10 protein-coding genes are annotated in these 10,512 nt (G+C 72.4%); 4 read left to right on the forward strand and 6 right to left on the reverse strand.

The features are described from left to right. Positions 1-71: 71 nt before the first annotated feature. The 3 genes from ACRX5W_RS04740 to ACRX5W_RS04750 all read right to left on the reverse strand — a co-directional run bounded on the left by ACRX5W_RS04740 (position 72) and on the right by ACRX5W_RS04750 (position 2,270). Complete coding sequence (locus ACRX5W_RS04740) at positions 72-473, reverse strand: NUDIX hydrolase (protein WP_436786603.1); 402 nt, start codon at positions 471-473, stop codon at positions 72-74. A 107-nt stretch (positions 474-580) separates the two neighbouring features. Further along, positions 581-1,219, reverse strand: a complete 639-nt coding sequence (locus ACRX5W_RS04745) for a DUF6758 family protein (RefSeq protein WP_436786604.1) — start codon at positions 1,217-1,219, stop codon at positions 581-583. 202 nt (positions 1,220-1,421) lie between these two features. Continuing rightward, positions 1,422-2,270: a PHP domain-containing protein gene (locus ACRX5W_RS04750; protein WP_436786605.1), complete on the reverse strand. Its 849-nt coding sequence runs from the start codon at positions 2,268-2,270 to the stop codon at positions 1,422-1,424. Between the two features lie 324 nt (positions 2,271-2,594). On the opposite strand from ACRX5W_RS04750, the gene ACRX5W_RS04755 reads away from it, so the two are divergent. Beyond that, the gene (locus tag ACRX5W_RS04755; protein ID WP_436786606.1) at positions 2,595-3,680 is read left to right on the forward strand and encodes an S-(hydroxymethyl)mycothiol dehydrogenase; all 1,086 of its coding nucleotides are present in this window, start codon (positions 2,595-2,597) and stop codon (positions 3,678-3,680) included. Continuing rightward, entirely contained in the window at positions 3,677-4,300 is a 624-nt protein-coding gene (locus ACRX5W_RS04760) for an MBL fold metallo-hydrolase (protein WP_436786607.1), read from the forward strand. Before ACRX5W_RS04755 ends, ACRX5W_RS04760 begins: the two co-directional genes overlap by 4 nt. Before the next feature lie 333 nt (positions 4,301-4,633). On the opposite strand, the gene ACRX5W_RS04765 is transcribed toward ACRX5W_RS04760, so the two are convergent. Beyond that, the gene (locus ACRX5W_RS04765) at positions 4,634-4,840 is read right to left on the reverse strand and encodes a hypothetical protein (RefSeq protein WP_436786608.1); all 207 of its coding nucleotides are present in this window, start codon (positions 4,838-4,840) and stop codon (positions 4,634-4,636) included. A gap of 454 nt (positions 4,841-5,294) precedes the next feature. Here ACRX5W_RS04765 and ACRX5W_RS04770 point away from each other — a divergent pair, with 454 nt between their 5' ends. After that, on the forward strand, positions 5,295-6,371 hold the full coding sequence (locus ACRX5W_RS04770) for an NYN domain-containing protein (protein WP_436786609.1): 1,077 nt from the start codon (positions 5,295-5,297) through the stop codon (positions 6,369-6,371). A gap of 10 nt (positions 6,372-6,381) precedes the next feature. Here the strand turns inward: ACRX5W_RS04770 and ACRX5W_RS04775 are convergent, their stop codons facing one another. Then, positions 6,382-7,257: an alpha/beta fold hydrolase gene (locus ACRX5W_RS04775; protein ID WP_436786610.1), complete on the reverse strand. Its 876-nt coding sequence runs from the start codon at positions 7,255-7,257 to the stop codon at positions 6,382-6,384. 377 nt (positions 7,258-7,634) lie between these two features. After that, the gene (locus ACRX5W_RS04780; RefSeq protein WP_436786611.1) at positions 7,635-9,317 is read right to left on the reverse strand and encodes a DEAD/DEAH box helicase; all 1,683 of its coding nucleotides are present in this window, start codon (positions 9,315-9,317) and stop codon (positions 7,635-7,637) included. Between the two features lie 348 nt (positions 9,318-9,665). On the opposite strand from ACRX5W_RS04780, the gene ACRX5W_RS04785 reads away from it, so the two are divergent. Then, positions 9,666-10,361 carry a ferritin-like fold-containing protein gene (locus ACRX5W_RS04785; RefSeq protein ID WP_436786612.1) on the forward strand — a complete coding sequence of 232 codons (696 nt, stop codon included), beginning with the start codon at positions 9,666-9,668 and terminating at the stop codon, positions 10,359-10,361. The last annotated feature ends 151 nt before the right edge of the window (positions 10,362-10,512 follow it).

Consider the following 10,512-nt stretch of genomic DNA (forward strand, 5'->3'; position numbering starts at 1 on the left):
CGTGCCGGGGCACGCGCACCACCAGGTCGGCGTTGACCGAGCCGACCACCAGCAACCGGGGGGACGGGAGGTCACCGGACACCGGGGACGTTCCACTCCCGCAACGCGTCCAGCAGGCCGTGCGTCAGCGGCAGATCCGGCAGCAGCTCGGGGGTGATCCACCGCGCGTCCTCCGCGTCGTCGCCGGCGCGCAGCACGCCGCCGTGGACGATGCACGCGTAGTCGCGGATCTCGTAGACACCGCCGTCGGGCGCCGGACGCCGCACACTGCCGACGAGCGGCCCCACGGTGATGTCGAGCCCGGTCTCCTCGGCGAGCTCGCGCATCAGCGCCTGCGTGTCGGACTCACCCGCCTCGACGCGGCCCCCCGGCAGCGACCACAGGCCTTTGCCCGGAGGCGTGCCGCGACGGATGAGGAGGAGACGCCCCTCGCCGTCGAGGACGATCGCGCCGACACAGGGAGTAGACCGCATATCCGCGAGCGTATCCACCGTATGGCGGATCGTGAGGCCTATGCGTCCGCGTGTCGCCACAAGATCGCGGGCCGTTACGGTATGTGCCCAGCCTGTGCGGCCGGGCGTCAGCCCGCGAGCTTCGGCGACAGCGCCCCGCACGGCAGATTGTCGAGTCCGACCTTGGATTCGCGCAGGTCGCTCAGCTCGACGTCGTCGTAGACCAGATGCCCGGCCCGGCCCGGCCACAGGATCGCCCACAGCCACAGGCCCATCGCCTCGCCGGCGTACACCGCGCGGTCGGAGGGCGCGCCGGGGACGCACCACAGCGCGGTCGGCCGCCCGGCGGCAAGCACCTTCGCGGGGGCCAGGCCGTTTTCGACCATCGCCGTGCCGGGATCGGGACCCGGCAGCCCCGCGTAGCGGGCGCCGAGGCCCACCCCGAGCTCCTCGGCCACCAGCACCAGCTCGCCCGGCCCGCCCAGCGGCGCGGGACCGGTACACGCCACTGCGACCGCGCGCGGCCCCGAACGGTCGTCTCCGGCATGCGCGACCCCGGTGAAAAGCCACCCCGCCGGCAGCGGCCAGGGCAGCCAGACGGGCACGCGGGAACGGCGTACGACCACGTCCAGCGCCTCGACGCTCGGCGGGACCACGGGCTGGAGCGGTGGCACGGATCCGTGCAACTCGCATTGCCACGTCGCGGAGAACAGGCCCGGCGCCCGGACCCGGGCACCACAGCGTGGGCAGCTCGGCTCGCCCTTCATACGCACGACGGTCCCTTGCCGAGGCGCCCGAGTCAAGACGATCACCCCATCAGCCGCGATCGTGGACAGCGGACGACCGGGTTTCGGACGCCCGGGCTGAACCATCTCGGCCGGATACGGCTCGCCCGCCCGTGCCACCGCGACACGCCGCAGTCCGCCCATCTCGCCTCGCAGAATGCGGCGCCCGGGCGGACGCGAGGCGTCACAGCGCGAGCGGCGCGACGCCCCGGGCCCGGTCCATGATCGCCTCATACGCGTCCGGGTCGGTGGTGTACCGCCCGAGCGAGACGGTCTTGCGGCTGCCGTGGTAGTCGCTCGACCCGGTGGTCGGCAGACCGAGCCCGCGCGCGAGATCGCGCAGGTGGGCGCGCGTGTCGTCGTCGTGGTCGAGGTGGTCCACCTCGATCCCGGCCAGGCCCTGGGCGGCAAGGGACTCGATTGTCGCGTCGGAGACCGTGCGACCGCGTTTGTTCGCGCCCGGGTGCGCGAACACAGCCACGCCGCCGGCGGCCTGGATCATGCGCACCGCCTCCGCGGCCGAGACTTCGTACTTGTCGACGAAGGCCCGCCCGCCGTCCTTGAGCCACTCCGGAGTGAACGCGCCGGACACATCGGCCACGACGCCCGCCTCGACCAGCGCGGTCGCCACGTGCGGGCGGCCGACCGCACCGCCGCCGGCGATCTCGACGACGCGCTCCCACCTGATCGGTGCGCCGAGCGCGATACAGCGCTCGACCATCGCGCGCGCCCGGCGCACGCGGTCGGTGCGCACCAGCTCACGCGCCCGCGCGAACTCCGGCTCGTCGGGGTCGAACAGATATCCGAGCATGTGCAGGCTGATGCCGTCGTCGTCGATGCAGCTGATTTCGGCGCCCCGCACCAGAGTCAGCCCGTCCGGCAGCGCCTCCGCCGCCTCGCGCCACCCGTCGGTCGTGTCGTGGTCGGTCAGCGCGACGACGTCCAGCCCGGCCTCGCGCGCCAGGCGCACAAGCTCGGCCGGGCGGTCTGTGCCGTCCGAGGCGGTGCTGTGGGTGTGCAGGTCGATGCGCACGCGGACCTCGCAAGGGGTCGATCGGGTGATCGACCCACAGTAGCCGGGGCCGAAAGCGCAGCCCGCGCCGCCGCCGACCCGCGACTTCGAGCAGAATCACGATGAACGCCCCGACCGGCCCCGCGGTCTTCGCCCCGCGCGAGCACACCGGTCCCTCCACGAGCGCGCAAGGCCTGCTCCCACCCGCCGACGGACCGCGCAGGGCGCGACCACGCCGGTGAGAGCGGCCTCGTACGTCTCGGTGGCTCCCGCCGTTCGCGCTGACCCGGGCCGGTTGCGCGGTTACAGTGCGGGTCGGTCCGGACAAGCGGAGGTGAGCGGCACATGAGCCGACGGGTTCGCGGCGTCGTCGCGCGGAGCAAGGGCGCGCCGGTGAGCGTCGAAACGATCGTCGTCCCCGATCCGGGGCCTGGCGAGGCGCGGGTGCAGGTTCAGGCCTGCGGGGTCTGCCACACGGATCTGCACTACCGAGAGGGCGGGATCAACGACGAATTCCCGTTCCTCCTCGGCCACGAGGCGGCGGGTGTCGTGGAGTCCGTCGGCGCGGGAGTCTCCGGCCTCGCGCCCGGCGACTACGTCGTCATCGCGTGGCGGGCGCCGTGCGGTGAGTGCCGCTCGTGTCTGCGCGGCCGCCCGTGGTACTGCTTCGCCTCGCTCAACGCCGAGCAGCCGATGACGTTGGAGGACGGTACGCCGCTGAGCCCCGCGCTCGGCATCGGCGCGTTCGCCGAGATGACCCTGGTCGCGGCCGGGCAGTGCGTCAAGGTCGACCCCGCCGCGCGCCCCGAGGCGGCCGGGCTCATCGGTTGCGGCGTGATGGCCGGATTCGGTGCCGCGGCCAACACCGGCAATGTGCAGCGCGGTGACACCGTCGCGGTGATCGGCTGCGGCGGCGTCGGCAACGCGGCCATCGCGGCGGCCCATCTGGCCGGGGCGCGCAAGGTCATCGCGGTCGACATCGACGACCGCAAGCTGGAGTGGGCCAAGGGCTTCGGTGCGACGGACACGGTCAACTCCCGCGAAACCGACCCGGTCGAGGCGATCAGGGTACTGACCGACGGCAACGGCGCCGACCTGGTCGTGGAGGCGGTCGGGCGCCCGCAGACGTACGAACAGGCCTTTTACGCCCGCGACCTGGCCGGGACCCTTGTCCTGGTCGGGGTTCCGACACCCGAGCTCAAGATCGAGCTGCCGATGATCGAGGTCTTCGGGCGCGGCGGCGCGCTCAAGTCCTCGTGGTACGGCGACTGCCTGCCGACCCGCGACTTCCCGATGCTCGTCGACCTGTACCTGCGCGGCCGCCTGCCGCTGGACGGTTTCGTGTCGGAGACCATCACCCTGGACGAGGTGGAGGCGGCGTTCACCAAGATGCACCACGGCGACGTCCTGCGCTCGGTGGTGGTCCTGTGACTGTCGAACACGTCGTCACCTCCGGGATCTTCTCGCTCGACGGGCAGGACTTCGACGTCGACAACAACGTGTGGATCGTCGGCGACGCGAGCGAGGCCGTCGTCATCGACGCCGCACACGACGCCGACGCCATCGCCGCCGCGATCGGCGACCGCCGGCTGACCGCGATCGTGTGCACACACGGCCACAACGACCACATCAACGCCGCCGCCGCACTGGCCGATCGCTACGACGCGCCGATCCACCTGCACCCGCAGGACCGCATGCTGTGGGACGCCGTGTACCCCGACCGGGCGCCGGACGCCGAGCTTGCGGACGGACAGGTGGTCCGGGCGGCGGGGACCGAGCTGCGGGTCGTCCACACGCCGGGGCACGCGCCGGGCGCGGTGTGCCTGTACGCGCCGGAGCTCGACACGCTCTTCTCCGGCGACACGCTCTTCCGCGGCGGCCCGGGGGCGACCGGGCGGTCGTTCTCGTCGTTCCCGGTGATCCTCGACTCGATCCGCGAGCGCCTGCTGACGCTCCCCGCCGGGACGCGCGTCCTGACCGGGCACGGCGACGCCACGACGATCGGCGACGAGGCGGGCGACTACGAGGCGTGGGTGGTGCGGGGGCACTGAGCAGGCGGGTCGAGCAGATCGGTGCTCGGCGGGAGCCGGGCAGGCGACCGCCGGCCTCTCGGCCCGCATGCAACGCCTGGCAGCGTCACGGTGCGTTGGAGGCTTCGGCGGTGGGTTCGAGGCGGGCGCGCAGGGTGGCGGCGAACTCTTCGGCGCGGGAGAGCAGGCGCGGAGCCGGTCGACTTGTTCGGTCGCCGCCTGTTCGTAGGCGCCGATCCGAGGCCACTCGCCGGGCGGGCCGGCGCCGCGAGGCACCGCTGCCAGGCGGCGTACACCCCGGAACGCTGAGGGCGCCGCACCCGGAGTGGGTGCGGCGCCCTCGGCGCGTATAGATCAAATGATCTGCGGCTCGGCCGGGGCCTCGGCCACGGTCGAGATGTCGGACGGCCGGACGGGCCGGATGTAGAGGCTCTCGCCGCGCGCGGCGGCCCGGGCGACGGCTTCGTTGACCGCTTCGATGTCGACGGCCGCCGGCTTGTTGTGGGTGTCGGTGGTCTTGCTGTCTTCGGCGCTGGTGAGGTTAGTGATTCGGTAGCGCATACGCGCCTCCTCTTCTCCTCGAATGCGGAGCATGCCGAGGCCGCCCGGCATGGGCGGCCCCGAACACGACATAGCGTATAAATCCCCCGCCCATCGCGCGCGGTGAACGACGCGACTCGTCCGGCAGCGCCCCCGTACCCGCCCGGAAGTTCTGGGCGGGACACGGAGGCGCAACGTCGGCGGTGAAGTCGCTGCATACAACACCGACCTCGGGCGGCCCATTCCCTGACCGGGAATTTCCATACCGCGATTCGCACATGGCGCAGCACGTGGACAATGCGAGTCAGTGACTCCTCCCCCGGAAGGATCCGAGGGCTTCTCCCGTCGGTGGCGAGGCCCCGTCGGGAAGGACCAGCCCGGCCCTGAGTGAGTACGATGCTACAAGCGGTGTCCGCAGACGAACGCTGGCATTCCGGACTTCACCCGTACGTGTGAGGCCGCCGAAAGAGGCTTGATGGACCAGCTTGGACCGACGCCGGAGCGCGCGGTGACCGACGAGGCGACACCTGAGCCGGGCGCCAAGCCCGAGACCGACCGGATCGATCAGACCGACCAGACCGACCGGAGCGACCGGGCCGGACGCGCCGAAGGGACCGCCCTGCTGTCCGGCCCCGCGCACGGCTCCACGACACCCCCGGTCGTCCCCGTGCGCCTGGTCTCCGCACCGCCGCACGCCGGCACGCACGCACTTTTCGTCGACGTGGGCTACGTCTACGCCGCGATCGGCCTGCTCGTCACCGGCACCGCCGAACGCCGGTCGTTCCGCATCGACGCCGAATTCCTGATCAGCTCCCTGATCGACGAGGCGCGCGTGGTCTTCCCCGAAGGCCGCCTCCTGCGCGTTTACTGGTACGACGGAGCCCGCAACCGCGTCCCCACCTTCGAGCAGAAGCAGGTCGCCGAACTCCCCGACGTCAAGGTCAGGCTCGGCAACCTCAACGCGCACAACCAGCAGAAGGGCGTCGACTCGCTCATCCGCAGCGACCTCGAATCACTCGCCCGCAACCGGGCGATCGAGGACGCGGTCGTGGTCAGCGGCGACGAAGACCTCGTCCTCGCCGTCGAGACCGCCCAGTCGTACGGCGTCCGCGTCCACCTGTGGGGCATCGAACCCGCGTACGGCCTCAACCAGGCCGAGCCGCTGGTGTGGGAGGCCGATGTGACCCGCACACTGCACCGCGACTTCTGCGCACCGTGCGTCTTCCAGCCCGCACCGACCACGATCGCGTCCGCGTTCGTCACCCCGTCCGCCCCGGTGCCGAGCGGCGGCCCGGCACCGACGTTCGACCAGGTGTGGCGGCTCGGCGGGAAGATCGCCGAACGCTGGCTGAGCGCGCGCGGGCGCGAGGACATGGCCGACCTCATGCCCGGCCCCCGCCTTCCGGAGAACGTCGACAAGGCCCTGCTGGTCGAGGCCGAGGGCGAGTTGCAGTTCTCGCTGCGCCCCTACGAAGACCTGCGACGCGCGCTGCGCAACGGTTTCTGGGACCGGCTCAGCCAGGAGTTCGGAACCGTGCACGGCGAACCGTGACACCGCACGGTCAGGCGGCATCCCAGAAGTCCGCGAGACCCTTGGCGGTCGCGTCCGGCTGCTCCGCGCCCGGGGAGTGCGCGGCCCCGTCGACGGCCACATACGGCACGCCGAGCCGGCGTGCGGTCTCCCGCTGCCACGCGACCGGCCACGCGTAGTCGTGCGTTCCGGACATGACCAGCACGCGCAACCCCGCCGCGACGCGCGCGGCGAGCAAGTCGGTGAGATCCGGTTCGGTACGCAACTGCCGCGCGGCGGCGGTGATCCCGGCCGGTGAATTGGCCAGCCATCGGTTTCGCAGGTAGGTCGTGACCGCCGGATCCGGATGCGGCAGCACGCCGGCGTCGCGATCCGCCTGCCGGATGGCCTCCCAGACCTCATGCAGCGACAGCCCGGCCAGGGCGTCTTCCAGCAGGAGCAGCCGCGCGGTCTCGTCGTCGCGGATCGCGGCGGGTCCGGTGCTCAGGAGGGTCAGCGACGCGAGCCGCGCGTGGTCGTCGAGTGCGGCGGAACGCGCGACCAAGCCGCCGAACGAGTGCCCGACCAGATGCAGGCGCTCGTCCGCGGCGAGGGCGTCGTGCAACGCCCAGAGGTCGGCGACCATTTCGGGGCGTTCGTAGGCGGCCGGGTCGTCGAGCGGCCCGGGGGTCTCGTACTGCCCGCGCTGGTCGAGCGCGATCGTGCGGTAGCCGCGGCGGGCCAGCGGGTCGAGGAGGGCGATGAAGTCCTCCTTGCCGCCGGTGAAACCGGGCACGAGCAGCGCCGTGCCCCTCGCCTCGCGCCCGTCCGGCGGCAGCCCCTCAAGGCAGGCGAAAACGCCACGCTTCGTCGTGACCCGGTGCGCCCGGACGGTGCCGGGCAGGTCGAGGAAAGGCGGAGTGCTCACGTACCCGAGGGTAGGACAGCGGCTGTCTCACGTTCGCGTGGAGACGCAAAGCCGCTTGCATCCTCGATGCCTCGGCGCGACTTCGCGTCTCTGCGACAGCGGCCGACCCGAACCGCGACGCCGCCGCGTCGAGCGGCGGCTGCGCCGGGCCGTGCGGGCACGGCGGGCCCGAGCCCCGCGCGACCGCAAGCCGTCGCAGGCGCCCAGCCCGGTGCCCATACCGCAGCGGACGGCCGGGCGGTCTCCGGTGGCACCCGCGCGCAACAATCCGCGCGCGCAAGGTCCGCTGTCGGCCCTGCCTCAGCCGCGCGGCCGACCGGTTCACGCGGCCGGTTGCCCGGCCCGGCCTGCGCTGTCGCCGGTCGTTTTCCGTCGTCTCAGTCGGTGGCTTCTGCAGCGGCCGAGCCGGATGACGCGTCCGGACGACGGCGGCGGCGCCGACGGCGAGGAGCCGAAGCCTCGCCCTCCACCGTGTCGTTCGCCTCGTCGGCGACCGCGGCGTCGGCCTTCTCGGCAGTCCCGGCCGCCTCGGTCGCGTTCTCGGCGACCGTGTCCGGCGCGGTGCTCCGCGAGCGCGTCCGAGTCCGCGTCCGCTTCCTCGGCTCGCGTACCTCTGCGGCGTCCTTCGCCCCCGCGTCCACGACCGCGGCCTCGGCGACAGTCTCGGCCGCGTCACCGGTCTCGACCGCCCCGGGCGCACCGGCCTCGGCCGCCACGCTCTCGTTCAGACGACGACGGCGACGGCTGCCCGGCGCGCGCCGGCGGCTCGGCTCGGCGGTACCGGACTCGCCCTCCGAGGACTGCGCACGCGATCCGCCGTGGCCCCGGCCACCGGGACGCGAGGTGCCCGACCGGCCGCGACCGCCCTTGCCCGTCTCACCCAGGTCCTCGACCACCTCGGCACCGAGGCCCGCACGCGTGCGGTCGGCGCGCGGCAGCACGCCCGTCGCCGACTCGGGGATCTGCAACTCGCTGTAGAGGTGCGACGACGTCGAATAGGTCTCGGGCGGCTCGGGGAACGGCAGGTCCAGCGCCTTGTTGATCAGGCCCCAGCGCGGCATGTCCTCCCAGTCGACCAGCGTGACCGCGACACCCGACGCGCCCGCGCGGCCGGTGCGGCCGATGCGGTGCAGGTACGTCTTCTCGTCCTCGGGGCACTGGTAGTTCACGACGTGGGTGACGCCGTCGACGTCGATGCCGCGCGCCGCGACGTCCGTCGCCACGAGCACGTCCACCTTGCCGTTGCGGAACGCCCGCAGCGCCTGCTCGCGCGCGCCCTGGCCGAGGTCGCCGTGCACCGCCGCCGCGGCGAAGCCGCGTTCGGTCAGGCCCTCGGCGAGGTCCGCGCATGTGCGCTTGGTACGGCAGAACACCATGACCAGGCCGCGGTCCTTCGCCTGGAGGATGCGGGCCAGCATCTCCGGCTTGTCCATCGCGTGGGCGCGGTAGATGTGCTGCGCGACGGACGCGACCGTGGTGCCCTGGTCGTCGGGCGCGGACGCACGGATGTGCGTCGGGCGGTTCATGTAGCGGCGGGCCAGCGTGATGATCTGGCCCGGCATGGTGGCCGAGAACAGCATTGTCTGCCGGCGGGCCGGCAGCCGGTCGACGATCTTCTCGACGTCCGGGAGGAAGCCCAGGTCGAGCATCTCGTCGGCCTCGTCGAGGACCAGCATGCGCACCTGCGACAGGTCCAGGTGGCCCTGCCCGGCGAGGTCGAGCAGTCGGCCGGGCGTGCCGACGACGACCTCGACGCCCTTGCGGAGTGCGTCGACCTGCGGCTCGTACGCGCGTCCGCCGTACACCGACAGCACACGCACCGCGCGCATCTTGCCGGCGCCGAGGAGGTCGTTGGTGACCTGGACGCACAGCTCGCGGGTGGGGACGACGACAAGCGCCTGCGGGCTCGTGCCCGGAACGGCGGTCGCGCGGCCGGACTCGACGTCGACGGCGGTCACGACGCGTTGGAGGAGGGGGATGCCGAAACCGAGGGTCTTGCCGGTACCGGTCTTGGCCTGGCCGATCACGTCGCTGCCCGCGAGCGCGACCGGGAGCGTCATCTCCTGGACGGGGAACGCCTCGACAATGCCGAGGCTCTCCAGGGCCTCGGCAGTCTCGGGAAATACACCAAGTTCTCTGAAAGTCGTCAGGGGTCCAGCCTCTTCTGTGTGTGTAGGGCCGCCGTCATCTTCCGAGGCGGGTCAGGACCGCGTTGCCGCAACCAGGCCATCGAGCTGGACCGTTTTGTCCGCAAATCAACCTGGGGCACGACACGGGACCTCGGCCTCGGGCGGGGGCCCGAGCGGGGCGGTCGGAGCCGATCGTCCTCCGACCGGGCATCCGCGTTCCCTACCACTGTACCCGTCGAGGTACTCCACGCGGGGTGATGCTGGTTACCCTCTGGTCTCATGACCGAGGGAATGCAGTCCGACAGCGCGGCAGCGGATCAGGCGGGCCGGGCGGCCGTCATCGAGCTGCTCGGCGTTCTCGCGTACGGCGAGATCACCGCCTTCGAACGCCTCGCCGAGGACGCCAAAATGGCCCCGTCCGTCGACGACAAGGCCGCACTCGCCGCCATGGCCGTCGCCGAGTTCCACCATTTCGAACGCCTCCGCGCGCACATCGCGTCGCTCGGCGCCGACCCGGCCGAGGCGATGGCGCCCTTCGTGGCCCCGCTCGACGACTTCCACCGCCACACCGCGCCGGCGGACTGGCTGGAAGGCCTGGTCAAGGCGTACGTCGGCGATGGCATCGCAGCCGACTTCTACCGCGAGGTGGCCAAGCACCTCGACCCGGCGAGCCGCGCACTGGTCGAAGAGGTCCTCGCGGACACCGGCCATGCCGACTTCGTCGTCGGCGCCGTCCGCGCGGCCATCGACCGCGAGCCCCGCGTCGCCGGCCGCCTCGCCCTGTGGGGCCGCCGCCTGATGGGCGAAGCGCTCAGCCAGGCCCAACGCGTCGCCGCCGAACGCGACGCCCTCTCCGCTCTCCTCGTCGGCGGCCTCGCCGTTCCCGGCTTCGACCTCGCCGAGATCGGCCGCATGTTCACCCGCATCACCGAGGCCCACACCAAGCGCATGGCGGCACTGGGGCTCGCTTCATGACGTGAGTCGGGTGGGGCCACGGGCTCGGTGGGCAGGAATCCGCAGCCGCCGCGGCTGCGCGATGCCGGGCCGGACACGGCAGACCCGAGTCCGCGCGGGTGGAGCGCCTTTTGTACGCGACCGCAATATCGAGGGGCGGGCCGCACCTGGT

Source organism: Yinghuangia sp. YIM S10712 (genome assembly GCF_051388935.1).
Taxonomy (GTDB): domain Bacteria; phylum Actinomycetota; class Actinomycetes; order Streptomycetales; family Streptomycetaceae; genus Yinghuangia.